General features: G+C 71.5%; 17 protein-coding genes. 7 read left to right on the forward strand and 10 right to left on the reverse strand.

The window, feature by feature from the left end:
• Positions 1-56 precede the first annotated feature (56 nt).
• From ACWD0A_RS03205 to ACWD0A_RS03215, 3 genes are all read left to right on the forward strand, one after another.
• Positions 57-1,190 (forward strand): PLP-dependent cysteine synthase family protein, encoded by a 1,134-nt coding sequence (locus tag ACWD0A_RS03205; protein WP_451294098.1) that lies wholly within the window; start codon positions 57-59, stop codon positions 1,188-1,190.
• On the forward strand, positions 1,187-2,488 hold the full coding sequence (locus ACWD0A_RS03210) for an MDR family MFS transporter (protein WP_451294100.1): 1,302 nt from the start codon (positions 1,187-1,189) through the stop codon (positions 2,486-2,488). Before ACWD0A_RS03205 ends, ACWD0A_RS03210 begins: the two co-directional genes overlap by 4 nt.
• A gap of 244 nt (positions 2,489-2,732) precedes the next feature.
• The gene (locus tag ACWD0A_RS03215) at positions 2,733-3,620 is read left to right on the forward strand and encodes a GNAT family N-acetyltransferase (RefSeq protein WP_451294102.1); all 888 of its coding nucleotides are present in this window, start codon (positions 2,733-2,735) and stop codon (positions 3,618-3,620) included.
• A gap of 31 nt (positions 3,621-3,651) precedes the next feature.
• Here ACWD0A_RS03215 and ACWD0A_RS03220 read toward each other — a convergent pair whose 3' ends face one another.
• From ACWD0A_RS03220 to ACWD0A_RS03245, 6 genes are all read right to left on the reverse strand, one after another.
• Complete coding sequence (locus ACWD0A_RS03220) at positions 3,652-5,196, reverse strand: alpha/beta fold hydrolase (RefSeq protein ID WP_451294104.1); 1,545 nt, start codon at positions 5,194-5,196, stop codon at positions 3,652-3,654.
• Positions 5,197-5,274: 78 nt separating this feature from the next.
• Complete coding sequence (locus ACWD0A_RS03225; protein ID WP_451294106.1) at positions 5,275-6,825, reverse strand: alpha/beta fold hydrolase; 1,551 nt, start codon at positions 6,823-6,825, stop codon at positions 5,275-5,277.
• Positions 6,826-7,181: 356 nt separating this feature from the next.
• A complete protein-coding gene (locus ACWD0A_RS03230; protein WP_451294108.1) occupies positions 7,182-8,255 on the reverse strand; it encodes an acyl-CoA dehydrogenase family protein in 1,074 nt (357 codons plus the stop codon).
• A gap of 39 nt (positions 8,256-8,294) precedes the next feature.
• Positions 8,295-9,284 (reverse strand): acyl-CoA dehydrogenase family protein, encoded by a 990-nt coding sequence (locus ACWD0A_RS03235; protein WP_451294110.1) that lies wholly within the window; start codon positions 9,282-9,284, stop codon positions 8,295-8,297.
• The gene (locus ACWD0A_RS03240; RefSeq protein WP_451294112.1) at positions 9,284-10,462 is read right to left on the reverse strand and encodes an acyl-CoA dehydrogenase family protein; all 1,179 of its coding nucleotides are present in this window, start codon (positions 10,460-10,462) and stop codon (positions 9,284-9,286) included. The genes ACWD0A_RS03235 and ACWD0A_RS03240 overlap by 1 nt, the downstream gene beginning before the upstream one ends.
• On the reverse strand, positions 10,462-11,319 hold the full coding sequence (locus ACWD0A_RS03245) for an enoyl-CoA hydratase (RefSeq protein WP_451294114.1): 858 nt from the start codon (positions 11,317-11,319) through the stop codon (positions 10,462-10,464). The genes ACWD0A_RS03240 and ACWD0A_RS03245 overlap by 1 nt, the downstream gene beginning before the upstream one ends.
• Positions 11,320-11,421: 102 nt before the next feature.
• Here ACWD0A_RS03245 and ACWD0A_RS03250 point away from each other — a divergent pair, with 102 nt between their 5' ends.
• From ACWD0A_RS03250 to ACWD0A_RS03265, 4 genes are read left to right on the forward strand one after another with little or no spacing between them, the layout of a single operon-like run.
• On the forward strand, positions 11,422-12,588 hold the full coding sequence (locus ACWD0A_RS03250; protein ID WP_451294116.1) for an acyl-CoA dehydrogenase family protein: 1,167 nt from the start codon (positions 11,422-11,424) through the stop codon (positions 12,586-12,588).
• On the forward strand, positions 12,585-13,373 hold the full coding sequence (locus ACWD0A_RS03255; protein WP_451294118.1) for an SDR family oxidoreductase: 789 nt from the start codon (positions 12,585-12,587) through the stop codon (positions 13,371-13,373). Before ACWD0A_RS03250 ends, ACWD0A_RS03255 begins: the two co-directional genes overlap by 4 nt.
• Positions 13,374-13,415: 42 nt before the next feature.
• Positions 13,416-14,009 carry a TetR/AcrR family transcriptional regulator gene (locus tag ACWD0A_RS03260; protein ID WP_451294120.1) on the forward strand — a complete coding sequence of 198 codons (594 nt, stop codon included), beginning with the start codon at positions 13,416-13,418 and terminating at the stop codon, positions 14,007-14,009.
• A 22-nt stretch (positions 14,010-14,031) separates the two neighbouring features.
• Complete coding sequence (locus tag ACWD0A_RS03265; protein ID WP_451294122.1) at positions 14,032-15,189, forward strand: acetyl-CoA C-acetyltransferase; 1,158 nt, start codon at positions 14,032-14,034, stop codon at positions 15,187-15,189.
• Between the two features lie 205 nt (positions 15,190-15,394).
• Here ACWD0A_RS03265 and ACWD0A_RS03270 read toward each other — a convergent pair whose 3' ends face one another.
• Genes ACWD0A_RS03270 through ACWD0A_RS03285 form a run of 4 tightly spaced genes read right to left on the reverse strand, consistent with a single transcriptional unit; the run spans position 15,395 to position 18,838 of the window.
• Positions 15,395-16,459, reverse strand: coding sequence for an NAD(P)H-dependent flavin oxidoreductase (locus tag ACWD0A_RS03270; protein WP_451294124.1), 1,065 nt, complete (start codon positions 16,457-16,459; stop codon positions 15,395-15,397).
• The gene (locus ACWD0A_RS03275) at positions 16,456-17,226 is read right to left on the reverse strand and encodes a CoA-transferase subunit beta (protein ID WP_451294126.1); all 771 of its coding nucleotides are present in this window, start codon (positions 17,224-17,226) and stop codon (positions 16,456-16,458) included. The genes ACWD0A_RS03270 and ACWD0A_RS03275 overlap by 4 nt, the downstream gene beginning before the upstream one ends.
• Positions 17,223-18,086 (reverse strand): CoA transferase subunit A, encoded by an 864-nt coding sequence (locus ACWD0A_RS03280; protein WP_451294128.1) that lies wholly within the window; start codon positions 18,084-18,086, stop codon positions 17,223-17,225. The genes ACWD0A_RS03275 and ACWD0A_RS03280 overlap by 4 nt, the downstream gene beginning before the upstream one ends.
• The gene (locus ACWD0A_RS03285) at positions 18,083-18,838 is read right to left on the reverse strand and encodes an enoyl-CoA hydratase family protein (protein WP_451294130.1); all 756 of its coding nucleotides are present in this window, start codon (positions 18,836-18,838) and stop codon (positions 18,083-18,085) included. Before ACWD0A_RS03285 ends, ACWD0A_RS03280 begins: the two co-directional genes overlap by 4 nt.
• Between the last annotated feature and the right edge of the window lie 58 nt (positions 18,839-18,896).

An 18,896-nucleotide genomic window follows, 5' to 3' on the forward strand; every position in this document is an offset into this window, starting at 1 on the left:
GCGTGACGCGCGAAAGCCAGGCCGCCACACACTTCATGAAAGGCGAGAGCCATCTCATGCACTCTTCCGATACGACACACCTCACCAGGCCCGGCCACGCCGCACTCTCCGGCCTGGTCGGCAACACACCCTTGCTCCGCGTAGGTGAGCCCTTCGCCCACGAAGGCAGGGGATTCTGGGCGAAGCTGGAAGGCTTCAATCCCGGTGGCATCAAGGACCGGCCGGGTCTGCACATGGTCGAACGTGCCCGAGCCCGGGGCGAATTGAAGGCGGGCGCACGCATCATCGAGTCCACCAGCGGGACCTTGGGCCTGGGGCTCGCCCTCGCCGGAATGGTGTACGGCCATCCGGTCACCCTGGTCACCGACCCCGGCCTGGAGATGTCGATGACCCGCCTGCTCACCGCCTACGGCGCCCAGGTCAACGTCGTCTCCGAGCCGCATCCGACCGGCGGCTGGCAGCAGGCACGACGCGACCGCGTCGCCCAGCTGATGCTGCAGCACCCGCATTCCTGGTGCCCGGACCAGTACAACAACCCCGACAACACCGCCGCCTACACCCCGCTGGCCCTGGAGCTCGCCACCGAGCTCGGACACATCGACGTGCTGGTGTGCAGCGTCGGCACCGGGGGACACTCGGCGGGCGTCTCCCGTGTCCTGCAGCAGCTCTACCCGGAGCTGAAGCTCGTGGGCGTGGACACCATCGGATCCACGATCTTCGGCCAGCCGGCTCGGCCCCGGCTCATGCGGGGGCTCGGCTCCAGCATCTATCCGCGCAACGTCGCCTACGGCAACTTCACCGAGGTGCACTGGGTCGCCCCGGCCGAAGCGGTGTGGGCCTGCCGGCAACTCGCCGCGTCCCACTACGCCACCGGCGGATGGAGCGTCGGCGCCGTCGCCCTGGTCGCCGGATGGCTCGCCCGGTCCCTGCCCGCGGACACCCGGATCGCCGCGATCTTCCCCGACGGGCCGCAACGGTATCTCGGCACCGTGTACGACGACGACTACTGCGCTGCCCACGGCCTTCTCGACTCCCCGCCGGCGCAGGAACCGGAGGTGATCGGGCGCCTCGACGAGAAGGAGGTGACGAGGTGGACCCGCTGCACCGCAGTGGTCGATCCCCTCGCGCTGGTTCAGGACGAAGTCACGGGCGAGAAGCCTGGAAGCATCGACGCCGAGGGGGACCGGTGAAGGGCACCATCGCGCAGGTCCGTACGTACGAACGCAGCGTCCAGTTGTTGATGGTGAACCAGTTCACCATCAACCTCGGTTTCTACATGCTGATGCCCTACCTCGCCGCTCACCTGGCAGGACCGCTCGGCCTGGCAGGCTGGCTGGTCGGGTTGATCCTCGGGGTGCGCAACTTCAGTCAGCAGGGCATGTTCCTGGTCGGCGGCACCATGGCGGACCGCTTCGGGTACAAGCCCATGATCATCGCCGGACTCGCCCTGCGCATCGTCGGGTTCGCGACCCTCGGGCTGGTCGACAGCGTTCCCGCACTGATCGCGGCGTCCGCAGCGACGGGTCTCGCGGGAGCCCTGTTCAACCCGGCCTCCCGCGCCTACCTCGCCGTGGACGCGGGAGAACGCCGGGTCGAGGCGTTCGCGCTCTTCAACGTCTTCTACCAGGCGGGCATCCTGCTCGGCCCGCTGGTCGGCATGGTGCTGACGGGCATCGACTTCCGCGTCACGTGCCTCACCGCGGCGGCTGTCTTCGCCGTCCTGGCCATGGTGCAGGTGCGCGCCTTGCCCGCCCGCCGGGCTGAGGGCGGAACCGGCACCGGGGAACGGCAGACGAGTGTTCTGGCCCAGTGGCGGAGCATCGTCGCCAACCGGCCCTTCCTGCTGTTCTCCCTCGCCATGGTCGGCTCGTACGTGATGACCTTCCAGGTCTATCTCGCCCTGCCGTTGGAGGTGCGTCGCCTCGGAGGTGAGGGCGAGTTCGGCACGGCGGCAGTCGCGGCGCTGTTCGCGGTCTCGGGGCTCAGCACCATCGTCGGCCAGACGAGGGTGACGGCCTGGTGCAAGGCCCGTCTGGAACCGGCGCATGCGCTCACATGGGGCTTGCTGGCCATGGGAGTTGCCTTCGTGCCCCTGCTGGCGGCGACGGCTGTACCCGTACCGGACGAGGGGCTCGGGCTGTGGCTGATGGCGGCGGTGCCCCCCACCCTGTCGGCCCTGCTGCTGGCCCTCGGCACGATGATCGCGTACCCCTTCGAGATGGACACCATCGTCCGCCTCTCCGGGAACCGCCTCGTCGCGACCCACTACGGGCTCTACAACACGGTCTGCGGTGTCGGCATCACCATCGGGAACCTCCTCACGGGAGCTGCTCTGGACGCTGCCCGTACCGCCGGCCTGCCCGCCCTGCCCTGGGCTGCGCTGTTCCTGCTCGGCCTGGCGTGTGCCGCGGCGGTGTACGGGATGCACCGCACCGGTCGACTGGCTCCGCCTGCCTCCGTGTGTCGGCGTGAACCGGCGGTGGCGTGAACGGTGGTGTCTGCCTGAAGCCTCTCCGGCTTCCGCGAGTCGGCTCGGCGCGACTCCTCGAGAGGCCATCGCTCTCCCGTTGGTTCCGAGGATCGGGCGGCCCTCTTCTGTCCAGGTCCTCGGCTACGGCGCCTTCGCATCGTGTTTCGTCAAGGACGTCCCGCAGAGCTGGTGCCACCATCGGCAGTCCGGCCGGTCGGAAAACGGGTGCGGACTGTCAGTGCGGTGGTGTGTGATCGGAAGTATGGCGATGGTGTTGGGCAAACCGGGAGTCGACGGGCTGAGCGAGGCTGTGGGCGTGCTGCGGGAGTGGCAGTACGACGGGGCTCCGATGCAACTGCATCCCGGGGACCTGGGCTGGTTCTGGCGGTTGGGCGCGGAAGCGACTGCCGCGGCGGTCAGGACGTGGAGCCGGGACGGACAGATCCTCGCCGTCGGGCTGCTGGACGGTCCCGGTCTGTTGCGGCTGACGATCGCGCCAGACGCTCAGCGGGACGAGGAGCTGGCGCAGCAATTGGTTGAGGACGTGACCGTGCCGGAGCGCGGTGTGCTGCCCGAGGGGAAGGCGAACATCGAGGCGCCGATGGGTGCACTGGTCCACGATCTGCTGTTCGAGGACGGCTGGAACGCCGACGAGCCGTGGACGCCCCTGCGCCGCGACCTCACCAAGCCGGTGAAGGACCCAGGCCTGCGGATCGAGGTGGTCGGGCCGGAGCAGGCGCACGTACGGACCGCCGTACAGCGGGCGGCGTTCGACGGGTCGAGGTTCACGGACGAGCGCTGGCACGCGATGGCGGCCGGATTGCCGTACGCCGACGCCCGGTGTCTGGTCGCGTACGACGACCAGGGCAACGCGGTGGCGGCGGTGACGGTGTGGTCGGCCGGTCCGGGTAGGCCCGGGTTGATCGAACCGATGGGCGTGCACCGGGAACATCGCCGCCACGGCTACGGCGAGGCGATCACCGTCGCCGCGGCGGCCGCACTCCAGGAGCTGGGCTCGTCGAGCGCGATCGTCTGCACCCCGAGCTCCAATGTCGGCGCCGTCGCCACCTACACGTCAGCCGGCTTCCAGCAACGCCCCGAGGTCCGGGACCGATACCGGGACGCCCAGGCGTGTTCGAGAAGTCGGTGACCCGTGGCTTCGAAGCGGACCGCGAGTGGTTTCAGGGCCCGATCTCGAACTCAGGCGGCTCCAGGCTGTTCAGGCATCCGGTCTTCGGCGCCGCCGGGGTGTCGAAGAACGAGACGGTGATCTCCTGGGCGCACTTCGACGAGGCGAACACCACATGCGGCTCGTAGGGGACCGTGACGACCTTGGCCCGGCTCAGCGTACGGGCGACATACGGACCGTTGGCCGCCCCGGTCTGGGCGTCGAACCCGCCCGACAGGGCGAGGGTGGGGATGTCGCCGCGCGTGACGTCCCGGATCGTGCGCGGCGCCGCGGGGACCTTCCAGACGTCGCAGTCCGGACGGAGGAAGGTGAGCTGCGGAGCCTGGGCCAGCACCGAGCGGGGGAACGACGGGAACGCTTCCTGTCCGGCCTGGAGCGTCTCTTCCTGACTCTCGTACGGCGTCCACTCGCTGCAGAAGACGCCGTAGGCGAGACCGTGCGAAACCCTTCCCATGGCCTGGGGGCTGACCTTGCCGCCCGCCCACTGCTGGGCGATCCGCTGCGGCTTGCCGTGCGCCAGCTCGTCGAGGGCGCGGGGTACCTGGGGCGCCACGTGGGTGGCGGAGGTCATCCAGTTCACCAGCGCTCCGCCGTCCAGCACGACCTTCACCGGCTTCGGGGTGCCGGGGAGCTTGACGGTGGTCGTGACCGGATGGGCTTCGAGGTCACGGACGAGCCGGTCGAAGGTGGCCGACAGGTTCGGATAGCGCCGATTGCACGCCGGCTGCTCCGCGCAGGCCTTGAACAGGCCGTCGAAGCCCTGCCGGGCGCTGCTCCAGGTCAGGGCCGACCCGGCTCTGGACGGCGGCAGTATGCCGTCGATGCCCACCGAGCGGAGCCCCTCGGGGTGCAGGCGCATGTAGACCAGTGCCAGGTGGGTGCCGTAGGAGATGCCGAACACGTTCCACTGCTCGATACCCAGTGCGGTGCGCAGATCCGCGTAGTCGGCGGCGCTCTCGGTGTCGTTGTAGGCACTGAGGTCGACCCCGCGGTCCGCCAGCTTCTCGCGGCAGGCCTTGGTGGCCTCGACGTGCAGGCGCTCGGTGGAGGGAGCGCCGTAGACGAGGCCGACCGCGCGTGCGTTGAACTGGTCGATGTCGGGGCACAGGAGCGCCGGGTCGGCCGAGTACGTACCGCGCTGGGACATGAAGATCACGTCACGGTCGCGGTTCAGGCCGCCGTCGATCGCCATCTGCGCCTCCCCCACCGCGTCGTCTCCGGGTCCGCCCGCGAACCACACGATGGGGTCGGGTTTCGGTGTGTCGGCCGCGGCGGGCACGATCGCGACACCGAGTTTGATCGTTCGACTGCTGGGTTCGGCGCGGTTCTCGGGCACGGTGAGCGTTCCGCAGCGGGCTTCTTTGAGCGCCTCGATCGGTTCCGGCGTCTTCGGGCAGGGGCCCGGTTCGAAGCCGGCGTCGCCCACCGTCCGAGCGGCCGTGCCGATCGGCGTTCCGGTGCCGGTGCCGGTGCCGGTGCGGGGCTGCGCCTGAGCGGGCGCTGCGAGCAGGCCGGTGATGAGGATACCGGTCGCCATGCCGGCCGAAGTGGCCTGGAGTCGTCGTACGGTACGGCGACGACTGGGGGCTCGGTGGCGTGACATCTGCCCTCCCGGTCATTTCGGGATGATCGTGAACGGTTTGGGCTCAAGGCCGTCCACGCAACCGGTGTCGGGCGCGGTCGGGCGAGCGAGGAACGAGGCCAGCACGCGTTGCGCGCAAGGCGACTGCGGGACCACCCAGTGGCCGATTCCCGGGACCTGCACGGCGGTCGAGCGGGACAGGTTACGGGCCACGTCCCGCGCCCAACTCGCCCCGGTCTTCATGTCGAACGTGCCGGAGACCACGAGCGCCGGCACCGCGCTGGCCGTGGCCACCCGCTGGACGGACGCGCGATCCGGAACGTTCCAGACCCGGCACGCCGCGTACTGGAAGGGAAGCTGCGGCGGCTGGGCCAGGACCGTGTCCGGCCACCCCGGGAAGGCCCGGCGCCCTGCGTTCAGCACGTCGGATTCCGAGTACCCCGGCGCCCACTCGCTGCACGCCACCGACTCCGTCAGGCCGTGCGCGAACGCGCCGACGTTCTGGACGGAGCCGGCCGCGCGGGCCTGCGCGAAGCGCTCCGGGCGTCCGTCGCTGAGTTCCTCGAGCGCCGCCGGGACGTCCTTGGCCGGGACGGCGTTGCCGACCACCAGGTTCAGCAGCGCGCCCCCGTCGAGGACGACCTTGACCGGCTTTCCTCCGCTCGGCGGCGGGACGTTCAGCGTCAGGGGCTGTGCCTCCAGCCTGCGCACCTGCGACGTCAGCAGACGGGGGAGGTCCGGGTACAGGTCCTTGCAGCGGGGCTCCGCCGCGCACGCCTCGAAGATGTTGCGGATCCCCTCCTGGGCGCTGCTCCATGTCCACGGCAGGGTCGCGGTCTGGGGAGGTGTGAGCGAGTCGAGCGCCACGGCGCGGATTCCCCCGGGGTGCCTGCGCAGGTACGTGAGGGCCAGGTCGGTGCCGTAGGAGTACGCGTAGACGTTCCACCGGGGGATGCCCAGCGCCTTGCGCAGGTCGGCGAAGTCGGCGGCGTTCTCAGTGGTGTTGTAGGCACTCAGGTCGATGCCGTCGGCCGCCAAGCGGTCCCGGCACTCCTTCACCGCCTTCAGCAGGCGCTGTTCCGTCGGCTCTGCGTCATAGCGCAGGCCCACGGCCTGCGCGTTGAACCGGTCGACCTCCGGGCAGGCGAGGTTCGGCTGCGAGTAGAGGTTTCCGCGCTGGGCCATGATGATCAGCTCGCGGTCCTTGTTCAGGCCGGAGTCGATGAGGAAGGGGATGTCGTCGATCGCGTCGGCACCGGGGCCGCCCGCCATGAAGACCACAGGATCCTGTGTGGCCTTCGCCGGGGTGGCAGCCGGAATGGCCGCCACGGCCAGCTTGATGGTCCGGCCGCCGGGGCGGGAGCGGTTCTCGGGGACCTCGAGGAAGCCGCACCGTGCGCCGCTCAGCGCGGCGATGGGCTCGGGCGGCTTCGGACAGGGGCCGGGCACGAACCGGGACGGGGCCGCCGCGCCGGGCCCCGCGGACTGGGCGGGTGGTGACGCGGCGCTGCTGGGTGTGGGGCCGATTGCTGCCAGGCAGACCAGAGCGGCCGCGGCAGTCATCGCGTGGATGCTGTGTGGCATGTGATCTCGTTCCTCTGCCGACATCGGCGGCGGCCCTGCCGGCCCAGGGCCCAGCGGTTTGGGCGGAACGCGCGTTTTCGACGCTACCGGGCGGCGCGTTCGCGCGCACGCGGAGCGGTCGCAACCCATGGCCCGGGCCGTCCCCGGCCGTCCGGCATGGTGGGAGGCACGTGGCTCTTCGTGGTCGGTGCGCCACGGGACCGGCCGATGGCTCGACCCTTGCCGGGGGAAGCCCAGCACCTGGGCTTTCGAGTACGACAGGCGAAGGGCGCACAGGCGGCAGGTCACCAGCTCGCCGGCCCACCGACACCGTCACCTTCCCGAAGCCCATGTCCCGTCGGGCCGGCCTTGTCCCGTCAGGCCGCGGTCAGACCCAGGTCCTCGGCGAGCCGGCCCCGGTGCCACGCCGGTGGGCCGAACAGCTGGGCCGAGCCGTGTGCGCGCTTGAAGTAGCGGTGGGCATCGTGCTCCCAGGTGATACCGATGCCGCCGTGCAGCTGGATCGTCTCGCCCGCCACCGCCGAAAACGCCTCCGAGCAGGCAGATTTGGCGACCGCCGCGCAGCGTGGCAACTCCGAAGAGCCGGCGGCGGCCGCGAAAGCCGCGCCGAGCGCGGCCGACCGCGCCGATTCCACCAGCACGTACGCGTCCGCCAGCCGGTGCTTGAGCGCCTGGAAGGAGCCGATCGGCCGGCCGAACTGCCTGCGCTCCTTGGCGTAGGCGACCGTGAGCTCCAGGCAGTGCTCGGCCGCGCCGGCCTGCTCGGCGGCGAGCGCCGTGCAGGCCAGGTCCAGTACGTGCCAGAGGACTCGGCCGCCGTCGCCCTCCGCGCCGATGAGCCGGCCCTCGGCCCCGTCGAGCACGATGCGCGCCTGCGTCCGGGTCTGATCCATGGTGACCACCGCGTCGCGGCGCACCCCCGCGCCGTCGACGGGCACCTGGAAGAGGGAGACACCCGCCCCCGTTCGGGCCGCCACGAGCAGCACATCGGCCTCGGTCCCGTGCAGCACGAACTCCTTGGTCCCGCCGAGCCGCCAGGCGCCACCCGGGCCGCGGGCGGCGTCGGCCCGGACGGCCGCCGGGTCCCAGGAACCGTGTTCGGCCCACGCCAGGGCCCCCACCGTCCGGCCCTCGGCGAGCCCCGGCAGCAGTTGCGCGCATGCCCTCGTGTCGCCGGAGGCGAGCAGGGCCTGCACCGCGAGCACCGCAGAGCCGAGGTAGGGGACGGGGCTCAGGTTCCGGCCCAACTCCTCCATGACGACGTGGACTTCGCGTGCCCCGCAGCCCGCACCGCCGTACTCCTCGGGGACGGCGAGCCCGGCGACGCCGATCTGCTCGGTCAACGGCAGCCAGGCCGCCGCACCCTCGTGACGTGAGAGCGATGCCCGCACGGCGGACCGCAGTTCCTTCTGTTCTTCCGTCGGCCTCACCTGCCGGCTCCCTTCTGCGCCGCTCGGTCCGGATCGGGTTCAGGGAGCCAGCACGCGGGCGCGGCAGGCGGCCGGTGTGCCCCAGGCGGATCGCAGCGCGCGGGCCTTGCGGATCCACAGGGAGAGGTCGAACTCCTCGGTGTAACCGAGGGCGCCGTGGAACTGCAGGGCGGTACGGGCAGCGGCGCAGGCGGCCTCGCACGCCGCGACCTTCGCCGCCGCGATCTCGCGGCCGGACGCCGGATCCTTCGCGGCCAGGGCCACGGCCGCGGCCTGGATCAGGGGCTGGGCGAACTCCAGGGCGATCAGCATGTCGGCCAGCCGGTGCTTCATCGTCTGGAACGAGCCGATGGCCACCCCGAACTGGGTGCGCTGCCGGGCGTATTCGACGGTTCGTACGAGCAGGGTGCGGCCCAGACCGAGCGCCTGGGCAGCCGTCGCCAGCGCCGCGACGTCGGCGGCGTGCGCGGCCGCGGCGGCCACGTCCGGCCCCCGCGCCAGGACGGTTCCGCCGAGCGGGCGGGCCGGCCGGCGCGCCGGGTCGGCGGACGGCTGGACGGGCCCGGCCGCCCCTGCCAGGCGTACGGTGTCGCCGTCCACGACGAAGACCGCGTCGGCGGCGTGGGCGTCCAGGGCGTACGGGCTGTCGTCGGAGAGCAGACACAGCGAGGCGGCCGTCTTGCCGGACGCGATGCCCGGCAGCCATGCGGCGGCCGCCGCGTCGTCCCCCAGACGGTCCAGGAATGCCGCCGCGGCCACCGTCTCCACCAGCGGGCCCGGCACCGCGTGGCGGCCCAATTCCGTGAAGACGACGGTGAGTTCGACGGGGAGCGGGCCGAGGCCGTCGTGCTGCTCCGGCACGGCGAGGGCGAAGACGCCGGCCTCGGCCAGCTTCGCCCACACGTCGCGGCCGGGTGCCGTGTCCCCGGCGGCCCAGGCCCGTACGACGGCGGGGGTGCCGACCGCCGCGAGCATGCCGTCCAGGGAGCGGGCGAACGCCTGCTGCTCGTCGTCGAGGAGGAACCGCATCACCGGCGTCCCTTCGGCAGGCCGAGCAGCCGCTCGGCGATGATGTCGCGCTGGATCTCGTTGGTACCGGCGTAGATGGGGCCGGCGAGCGAGAAGGTGTACCCCTCGGCCCAGCTCCCGTGCGCGGGCGCATCCCCGGCCGTGTCCGACAGTTCGCCGTACGGGCCCAGCAGGTCCAGCGCGGTCTCGTGGAGGGCGATGTCCAGTTCGGACCAGAAGACCTTGTTGAGGCTCGACTCGGCGCCGATCACTCCTCCGGCGGCGATCCGCGAGGCGCCCGCGTAGGTGAAGAGCTGGTACGCGCGGGCGCCGACGACCGCGTCGGCGACCCGGTCGCGCAGGGCGGTGTCGCTCGGGTCCGCGGCCGAGCGCCACAGCGCTGTCAGGCGGTCGGCCGCCGCGGTGAACCGTCCGGGGCTGCGCAGCGTCAGCCCGCGCTCGCTGCCCGCGGTGCTCATCGCGACCCGCCAGCCCTGGCCCGGTTCGCCGATCACGTCCTCGTCCGGGACGAAGACGTTGTCGAGGAAGAGTTCGGCGAAGGCGGGCTTGCCGTCGAGCCGGCCGATGGGGCGCACGGTCACCCCGTCCGCGTCCAGCGGGAACATGAGGTACGTCAGGCCGCGATGGGGCTTGGCCGCGTTCGTGTCGCCCCGGTCGCTTCGGAAGAGGCCGAACGCGCGGTCGGCAAAGGCCGCCCGGGACGACCAGGTCTTCTGGCCGCTCAAGAGCCAGCCGCCGTCGGTCCGTACAGCAGTGGAGCGCAGGCTTGCGAGGTCCGAGCCGGACTCCGGCTCGGACCAGGCCTGGGCCCAGATCACCTCGCCGCTCGCCATCGGCGGCAGGATCCGGGCCAGTTGCTCGGCCGTGCCGTGCTCCAGGAGGGTGGGGGCGAGGAGATGGATGCCGTTCTGGCTGACCCGGCCGGGTGCGCCGGCGGCGTAGTACTCCTCCTCGAAGATCAGCCACTCGAGGAGTGAGGCCCCCCGGCCGCCGTACTTCTCGGGCCAGGAGACCACCGACCAGCGGTCCGCGGCCAGTGTGCGCTCCCATGCCCGGTGGGCGGCGAAGCCCTCGGCGGTCTCCAGGGAGGGCAGGGGTGCGGGCGGGACACGGGTGGCGAGCCAGGCGCGGGCCTCGGCGCGGAACGCCTCCTCCTCGGCGGTGAAGTCGAGGTCCATCAGGAGGAGGCCTCCTTCATCGCGGGGACGTCCATGCCGCCGAGCGAGTCCTTCGCGGTCTCGGCGTTGTGGGCGTGCGCCAGATGGTGCAGCCCGAAGACCGAGTCCATTCCGGCGTGCATTCCCTGAAGGTCCTCGGCCTGGTTGACGGCCCGCTTGGTCAGCGCCAGTCCCAGGCGCGGCATGTCGGCGATCCGGGTGGCCAACTCCATGGTGCGGTCGGCCAGTTCGGCGCGGGGCACGACCCGGTTGACCATCCCGACCTCGTACGCGCGCTGCGCGCTCATCCGGTCGCCGGTGTAGAGGAACTCCTTGGCGATGCGCGGTGGCATCACCCACGGATGGGCGAAGTACTCCACGCCCGGGATGCCCATACGCACCACCGGGTCGGCGAAGAACGCGTCCTCGGAGGCGACGATCAGGTCGCAGACCCAGGCGAGCATCAGGCCGCCCGCGACGCACGCGCCCTGCACGGAGGCGATCACCGGCTTGGGCAGGTCACGCCAGCGGCGGCACATGCCCAGGTAGACCTCGGACTCGCGGGCGTAACGGCTCTCCGCGCCCTGCTTGTCCGAGTGGTTCCACCACAGGCCGGCCTTGCGGTCGAACGGCAGATGCGCGTCCCGTTCCGGGGTGCCGATGTCGTGGCCGGCCGAGAAGTGCTTCCCCGCTCCGGCGAGGATCACGACCTTCACCTCGTTGTCGTCGGCCGCGCGGTAGAGGGCCCGGTCCAGGGCGTAGGTCATCGCGGAGTTCTGGGCGTTTCGGTAGTCGGGCCGGTCCATGGTGACCACGGCGACGGCTCCGTGGCGCTCGTATCGGACGGGCTCCGCGGGTGCGGTGCGGGCAGCGGACATCTACCCTCCTTCCCTAACAAGTGTTTGGTAGGTTAACGTACGGACTCTCGGCCGTCGAGAAAGTCGAGTCGCCCATGCGTCGAGAGTCGTCCGGAGCCGCCCATGAGCAGAGTCGAGGAGTTCCGCACCGAGGTCCGCGGCTGGCTGCGGGCCAACCTCACGGGGGAGTTCGCGAGCCTGCGCGGGCGCGGCGGGCCCGGACGGGAGCACGAGGCCTTCGCCGAACGCCTCGCATGGGAGCGGCACATGGCCGCCGCGGGCTGGACCTGCGTCGGCTGGCCGAAGGAGTGCGGCGGCCGCGGCGCCACCCTCGAGCAGCAGGTCGCCTTCCACGAGGAGTACGCCCTCGCGGACGCCCCTGCCCGTGTCAATCACATCGGTGAGCAGCTGCTCGGCCCCACCCTGATCGCCTTCGGTACGCCCGAGCAGCGCGACCGCTTCCTCCCCCGGATCGTCGCGGTCGAGGAGCTGTGGTGCCAGGGGTACAGCGAGCCGGGCGCCGGGTCGGACCTGGCGAATGTACGGACGCGGGCCGAGCTCGACGGCGAGGAGTGGGCGGTCACCGGCCAGAAGATCTGGACGTCACTCGCGCACGAGTCCCACTGGTGCTTCGTCGTCGCCCGCACCGAGACCGGTTCCACCCGCCACCAGGGCCTGTCCTGTCTGCTGGTGCCGCTGGACCAGCCCGGTGTGGAGGTGCGGCCGATCACGCAGCTGACCGGCACCTGCGAGTTCAACGAGGTGTTCTTCGACAGCGCCCGCACCCCGGCGGCGAACATCGTCGGAAGGCCCGGCGAGGGCTGGAAGGTCGCCATGGCCACGCTCGGCTTCGAGCGCGGTGTGTCCACCCTCGGCCAGCAGGTCGGCTTCCGCCGCGAGTTGGAGGCCGTCATCGAGCTGGCCAAGCGCAACGGCGCGGCCGACAGCCCGCTGATCCGCGACCGGATCGCCCGGGCCTGGATCGGTCTGGAGATCATCCGGGGCAATGCGCTGCGGATGCTCGACGGCGTCGCGGCCGGCGCACCGGGCCCCGAGGCGTCCATCGGCAAGATTGTCTGGGCGACCTGGCACCGGGAGCTGGGCGAGCTCGCCATGGACGTCTGCGGCGCCGGCGGAATGCTGGCGGCCGGCGAGCCCTACGACCTCGACGACTTCCAGCGGCTGTTCCTCTTCTCCCGCTCCGACACCATCTACGCCGGATCGAACGAGATCCAGCGCAACATCATCGCCGAGCGCGTACTCGGCCTGCCCAAGGAGGTTCGCCCATGACCGCGGCCCCGCCGCCGTACGTACCGGGCCACCGCCTGCTCGCCGGCCGTACCGCCGTCGTCACCGCCGCTGCGGGAGCGGGGATCGGCGGCGCGACCGCCAAGCGGCTCCTGGAGGAGGGGGCGAGCGTCGTCGTCTCCGACGCGCACGCCCGCAGGCTGAAGGAGTCCGAGGCGGAGCTGGCCGCCGAGTTCGGTGCGGACCGGGTGACGTCGCTGCCCTGCGACGTGACCGACGAGGCCCAGGTCACGGCACTCTTCGACCTCGCCGAGAAGCGGCACGGACGCCTCGACGTCGTGGTCAACAACGCCGGGCTCGGTGGCACGGCCGATCTCGTCGACATGCCCGACGAGCAGTGGGACAAGGTCCTCGACGTCACCTTGAACGGCACCTTCCGCTGCACCCGCGCCGCTCTGCGCCGCATGAAGGCCGCGGGTGGCGGGGGTGTCATCGTCAACAACGCCTCGGTGATCGGATGGCGGGCGCAGAAGGGCCAGTCGCACTACGCCGCCGCCAAGGCCGGGGTCATGGCGCTCACCCGCTGCGCCGCGCTGGAAGCCGCCGGCTACGGCGTACGCGTCAACGCCGTCTCGCCCAGCCTCGCCATGCATCCGCACCTGGTGAAGGTCACCACCCCCCAACTGCTGGAGGAGCTGACCTCCCGCGAGGCGTTCGGCCGCTACGCCGAGCCGTGGGAAGTGGCCAACGTCATCGTGTTCCTGGCCAGCGGCTACTCCTCGTACATGACCGGAGAGATCCTCTCCGTCAGCAGCCAGCACGCGTGAGGCGAGAACGGCCGCGTGCCGAGAAGCAGCAGGAAGGCCACGATGAGCCCGTCGCCCGAGCGGCGCGAGGAGCTCCTTGCCACGGCGGCCGAGGTGTTCGCCGCACAGGGGTACAACGCCACCACCGTCCGCAGGATCGCGGATACGGCGGGGATGCTCGCGGGCAGCCTCTACCACCACTTCGATTCCAAGGAGTCGATGCTCGACGAGATCCTCTCCACCTTCCTCGACGAGTTGTGGGCCCGGTACGACGCCGTGCTCGCCGCCGCCCTCGGGCCACGGGAGACGATCGAGGCCCTCGTCACCGAGTCCTTCCGGGAGATCGACCGGCACCGCGCCGCGGTCGCCATCTACCAGAAGGAGTCCAAGCACCTGCGGTCCCAGCCGCGTTTCGGCTGTCTCGCCGACTCGCAGCAGAGGTTCGAGAAGGCGTGGCTCGGAACGCTGGAGCGCGGGGTCGCCGAGCGCGTCTTCCGCGCCGACCTCGACGTCCGGCTCACCTACCGCTTCGTGCGCGGCACCGTGTGGGTCGCCGCGTCCTGGTACCGGCCGGGAGGACAGCACAGCCCCGAGGAGATCGCCCGCCAGTACCTGTCGATGGTGCTGGAGGGGATCGCCCTCCGCGCAGGACACTGAAGACATCGGAAAAGGAGTGGCCATGGCCGAGGCATACATCGTCGAAGCGGTCCGTACTCCCGTCGGGAGGCGGAACGGCGGGCTGTCCGCCGTCCACCCGGCCGACCTCGGCGCACACGTGCTCAAGGCGCTGATGACGCGCTCGGGCGCCGACCCGGCGGCCGTCGAGGACGTCGTCTTCGGCTGCCTGGACACCGTCGGTCCCCAGGCCGGCGACATAGCCCGCACCTCGTGGCTCGCCGCGGGGCTGCCGCAGGAGGTGCCCGGCGTGACCGTGGACCGCCAGTGCGGCTCCTCCCAGCAGGCGGTGCACTTCGCCGCGCAGGCGGTGCTGTCCGGCACCAGCGACCTGGTGGTCGCGGGCGGCACCCAGAACATGTCGCAGGTGCCGATAGCCTTCGCGAGCCGCCAGGCCGCCGAGCCGCTCGGACTGACCGAGGGCCCGTACGCCGGCTCCGAGGGCTGGCGGGCCCGCTACGGGGACCGGCCGGTCAACCAGTTCCACGGTGCGGAACTCATCGCCGAGCAGTGGGACATCTCCCGACGCGACATGGAGGAGTTCGCGCTGCGCTCGCACCAGCGGGCGATCCGCGCCATCGACGAGGGGCGCTTCGACCGCGAGGTCGTCCCGTACGGTGACGTGACGACCGACGAGGGCCCGCGCCGCGACACCAGCCTGGAGAGGATGGCCGGCCTGAGGCCGGTCATCGACGGCGGCAGCATCACCGCCGCCTGCTCCTCCCAGGTCTCCGACGGCGCGTCCGCCATGCTGCTGGCGAGCGAACGAGCCGTACGGGAGCACGGGCTGACCCCGCGCGCCCGCATCCACCACATCTCGGTACGCGGCGAGGACCCCATCCGCATGCTGACGGCGCCGATCCCGGCCACGGCGTACGCACTGAAGAAGGCGGGGATGACGCTCGACGACATCGACCTGGTCGAGATCAACGAGGCGTTCGCGTCCGTGGTGCTGGCGTGGCTGAAGGAGACCGGGGCCGACCCGGAGAAAGTCAACGTCAACGGCGGCGCCATCGCCCTCGGCCACCCACTCGGTGCCACCGGCACCAAGCTGATGACCACCCTGTTGCACGAACTGGAGCGCACGGGCGGCCGCTACGGCCTCCAGACGATGTGCGAGGGCGGCGGCCAGGCGAACGTCACGATCATCGAGCGGCTCTGACCTGCCACGGCGCCGTATGGCCCGCCGGTCTCGTCGGCCGGCGGGAGGTACGTGGCGAGGCGCCCGTGTCGCCCCGGGGTCCGAATCCTTCGACGGTCCATCAGCCCGGCGCCGCTACGGGCCCGTCGCTCCAGCGGAAGACGTGGACCGGCCCTGGTGCCACGAGCCCGGGGCGTGTCCCGGTTGCGGAACGGTCCGCGGCCCTTCACTGCGTGGGGAGAAGGGAGCGGAGTGTGGCGTGTGCTTCGGTCATCACGCGGTCGACGAGCTCGGCACAGGACGGGAGATCGTCGATCAGCCCCGCCACCTGGCCGGCGGCCATCACACCGAGGTCGGTGCGGCCCTCGACCATCGAGGCCTTGAGCAGCATGGGAGTGTTGGCGGCCAGCAGCATCTGGCTCCAGGTCAGTTCCTTGCCGTGTTTCATCGCCAGGCCGTCGCGGATCATCTGCGTCCAGCTCATGCCGCTCTCGCGCCGGAAGGCCCCGGCGTGGCGGACCGCCCGCAGCAGTGACGCGGCCCGGCCCGAGCGTTCCAGCGCGTCGACCAGCTCGGTGCGGAGCATCCGGTGGGGCAGGCCGTCCACCTTGGTGGTGACGGTGACGTCCTTGACCGCCGCAGCCAGGTACGTGGCCTTGACCGCGTCGGGGACGGTGCTGTCGGTGGTGAGCAGGAAGCGGGTGCCCATGGCGATTCCGGCGGCGCCGTAGGCGAGCGCGGCGACCAGGCCGCGCCCGTCGTGGAAGCCGCCCGCCGCGATGACCGGGATGTCGACGGCGTCCACTACCTGGGGCAGCAGAACGGTGGTGGCGACGTCGCCGGTGTGTCCGCCCCCTTCGCCGCCCTGCACCACCACCGCGTCGGCGCCCCACGCGGCGACCTTCTCGGCGTGCCGCCTGGCGCCGATGGACGGGATGACGACGACCCCGGCGTCCTTCAGCCGGGCGATCAGTTCCCGGGAGGGTGTGAGCGCGAACGAGGCGACCTTCACGCCCTCCTCGACGATGATCTGTACACGCTCTGCCGCGTCCCCCGCATCCGCGCGCAGATTGACCCCGAACGGCGCGTCCGTACGGGACTTGACCTCACGCACGGCGGAGCGGAGCCGGCCTGTGGTCATGGTGGCGGAGGCGAGTACCCCGAGCGCACCCGCGTGGGCGGCGGCCGAGACCAGGCGGGGGCCGGCCACCCAGCCCATGCCGGTCTGCACGATGGGGTGCCGGACACCGGCCAGTTCGGTGAGCGGGGTGCTGATCGTGGCGTCGCTCATGCGGCCGGCACCTCGCGCTCGCGCAGCGCCTTCGGGTCGATGACCTCCCGGATCATCCGCAACTCCTCGGTGGTGGGCTCGCGGGTGTGCGGCACCTCGTCGGGGACGGTGAGCGCGAAGCCGGTGGCCGCGACGACCTGCTCGACCGTGACGCCGGGATGCAGCGAGCGCAGCCGCATCGTCCGGTCCGGGGTCTCGAAGTCGAACACGCCCAGGTTGCTGATGACGTCCGGGATGCGGTGGTAGCGGGTCGCGGAGGGGCCGGCCGCGGCGGCGCGGTCGTAGCCGGCCCCGGACACCATGTCGACCCGCTCGACGAAGACCCGTGGAGAGTGCTTGGGGACCCAGTAACTGGTCGGGTTGTTGAGGGTGTTGACGGGGGCGCCGCGCACGCCCAGCAACTGTCGCTCGGGCCGGGCCCACGCGCCGATGCAGGAGATGTTCTGGTTGCCGTGCCGGTCGATCTGGCTCGCGCCCATCATCACGTGCCGCCGCCCGGTGGCGACCAGGGCCAGGTGCCGGCGGTACGGCAGCCAGCCCTCCACCACCTGCGCCCGGGCGCCGACCGCCGGTACGTCGCCGATGAGCAGCGCTTCGCCGTCCGTCAGCAGCAGGTCGGGGGAGAAGGTGAGCTTCGCCAGCCTGGCCCCGATCGTGGGGACGGTGCCCATCGGGCTTGCCAGCACCTCGCCCGCGCCCCGCCAGGCCTCGGCGCACGCCACCACGCAGTACTCGGCCCGCGTCGCCGTCGTCGTACCGCTGCTCATGCTTCCTCCTCGTGGAACGCCGCCACCGCGGCCTGGTACGCGCCCTCGTCGCCCGACAGGAACCGCTCGCCGAAGGCCCGCCAGGCCTCGGGGTCGCGTGCCGCCCTGGCGTAGGCGCGCTGGAACGCCTCGTCGCGGTCGTGGTCGGGGGCGCAGGAGGTGAAGTGCGCGCCGTTCGGCGTCTCGACGACGCCGTTCACGAACGCGCGCTTGACCAGCAGGGACTGTGGACCGGAGTCCCCCCGCAGGTCGGCGGTGTCCACGATCCGCTCGCAGGAGACGTACGCCGCGTCGGCGGCCTCGCAGAACAGATCGTCGAAGTACGGGTCCGGGCCCAGGTACTGGGCGTTGCCCTGCGCATCGGCCCGGTTGAGGTGGACGAGCGCGGCGTCGAGCCGCAGGGCCGGGACCGCGACCAGTTCCTCGCCGTCCTCGTACGGGGAAGTGACCGTGCGCAGCGACGGGTTGACGCTCATCACGTCCGAGGCGAGACCGGCCCGGATCGGCATGAACGGCAGCCGGTGCGCGGCGGCCGTCAGACCCCACATGACCATGGCCTCGTCCAGCTCCACCATCGCGAACGCGGCTCGCTGCCGGGCCGCCCCGAAGTTCGGCTCGAGGGGGACGGAGTCGAGTGTGGCGAACGCCGCGACCAGCTTGCGGATCTTCCCGGCGGCGGCGAGCAACCCGACGTCCGGGCCGCCGTACGAGACGACGGTCAGATCGGTGAGGTCAGAGCGCAGCAGCGCGCGCACCAGCGCCATCGGCTTGCGCCGCGAGCCCCAGCCGCCGATGCCGATCGTCATCCCGCTCTCGAGGCGGCCGACCACCTCCTCGGCGGTCATCGTCTTGTCACTCACCGGCGGTCCTCCTGGGACGACACGAACGCGTCGCGGTGCTTGTCGGCGACGCCGCTGAGGTTGGCCTCGAAGGTGAAGCCCTGCTCGAAGCGGTAGCTGCGGCGGACGTCCACCGGGTCGATCCCGTTGATCGCGGCCTTGGCGAGGCGGATCAGACAGCCGTCCTTGGCGGCGATCTCCCGCGCCAGCTCCAGCGCGGCGTCGTGGAGATGCTCGCGGGGGACGACCCGCCACACCGAGCCGTGCCGGTGCAGCTCCTGTGCGGTGGCGGTGCGGGAGGTGTAGTACAGCGCCCGCATCAGATGCTGGGGGACCAGTCGGGCGAGGTGGGTTGCCGCGCCGAGGGCGCCCCGGTCCAGCTCGGGCAGCCCGAAGGTCGCGTCGTCGGCGGCGACGATGACGTCGGCGTTGCCTACCAGGCCGATGCCGCCGCCCAGACAGAACCCGTGCACGGCGGCGACCACCGGGACCTCGCAGTCGTAGACCGCGGCGAACGCCTCGTAGCAGCCGCGATTGGCGCCGATCAGGGCGTCGTGCCCGGTCGTGCGCTGCATTTCCTTGATGTCCACGCCGGCGTTGAAACCGCGGCCGGCGGCGGTGAGCACCACGCAGCGAACCGTCGGGTCGCCCCCGGCCGCGCGCACCGCGGCGGCCAGGTCGTACCAACCCTGTACCGGGAGGGCGTTGACCGGGGGGAAGTCCACGGTGACGACGGCGATGCCCTCGTGCGGGGCGGAGGTGGAGACACCCATGAGCAGATCAGCTACCTTTCCATCAAACGTTTGTTAGGTGAAGGTAGCAGTGGATCCC

The organism is Streptomyces sp. NPDC002867, from assembly GCF_053591895.1.

What these genes read in the sequence shown, in the direction of transcription:
- ACWD0A_RS03235 (WP_451294110.1), bottom strand. Translation starts at nt 9,284, where the DNA reads ATGCGGTTCCTCCTCGACGACGAGCAGCAGGCGTTCGCCCGCTCCCTG.
- ACWD0A_RS03275 (WP_451294126.1), bottom strand. Translation starts at nt 17,226, where the DNA reads ATGAGCAGCGGTACGACGACGGCGACGCGGGCCGAGTACTGCGTGGTG.
- ACWD0A_RS03270 (WP_451294124.1), bottom strand. Translation starts at nt 16,459, where the DNA reads ATGAGCGACGCCACGATCAGCACCCCGCTCACCGAACTGGCCGGTGTC.
- ACWD0A_RS03215 (WP_451294102.1), top strand. Translation starts at nt 2,733, where the DNA reads ATGGCGATGGTGTTGGGCAAACCGGGAGTCGACGGGCTGAGCGAGGCT.
- ACWD0A_RS03250 (WP_451294116.1), top strand. Translation starts at nt 11,422, where the DNA reads ATGAGCAGAGTCGAGGAGTTCCGCACCGAGGTCCGCGGCTGGCTGCGG.
- ACWD0A_RS03220 (WP_451294104.1), bottom strand. Translation starts at nt 5,196, where the DNA reads ATGGCGACCGGTATCCTCATCACCGGCCTGCTCGCAGCGCCCGCTCAG.
- ACWD0A_RS03205 (WP_451294098.1), top strand. Translation starts at nt 57, where the DNA reads ATGCACTCTTCCGATACGACACACCTCACCAGGCCCGGCCACGCCGCA.
- ACWD0A_RS03265 (WP_451294122.1), top strand. Translation starts at nt 14,032, where the DNA reads ATGGCCGAGGCATACATCGTCGAAGCGGTCCGTACTCCCGTCGGGAGG.
- ACWD0A_RS03245 (WP_451294114.1), bottom strand. Translation starts at nt 11,319, where the DNA reads ATGTCCGCTGCCCGCACCGCACCCGCGGAGCCCGTCCGATACGAGCGC.
- ACWD0A_RS03255 (WP_451294118.1), top strand. Translation starts at nt 12,585, where the DNA reads ATGACCGCGGCCCCGCCGCCGTACGTACCGGGCCACCGCCTGCTCGCC.
- ACWD0A_RS03260 (WP_451294120.1), top strand. Translation starts at nt 13,416, where the DNA reads ATGAGCCCGTCGCCCGAGCGGCGCGAGGAGCTCCTTGCCACGGCGGCC.
- ACWD0A_RS03240 (WP_451294112.1), bottom strand. Translation starts at nt 10,462, where the DNA reads ATGGACCTCGACTTCACCGCCGAGGAGGAGGCGTTCCGCGCCGAGGCC.
- ACWD0A_RS03285 (WP_451294130.1), bottom strand. Translation starts at nt 18,838, where the DNA reads ATGGGTGTCTCCACCTCCGCCCCGCACGAGGGCATCGCCGTCGTCACC.
- ACWD0A_RS03225 (WP_451294106.1), bottom strand. Translation starts at nt 6,825, where the DNA reads ATGCCACACAGCATCCACGCGATGACTGCCGCGGCCGCTCTGGTCTGC.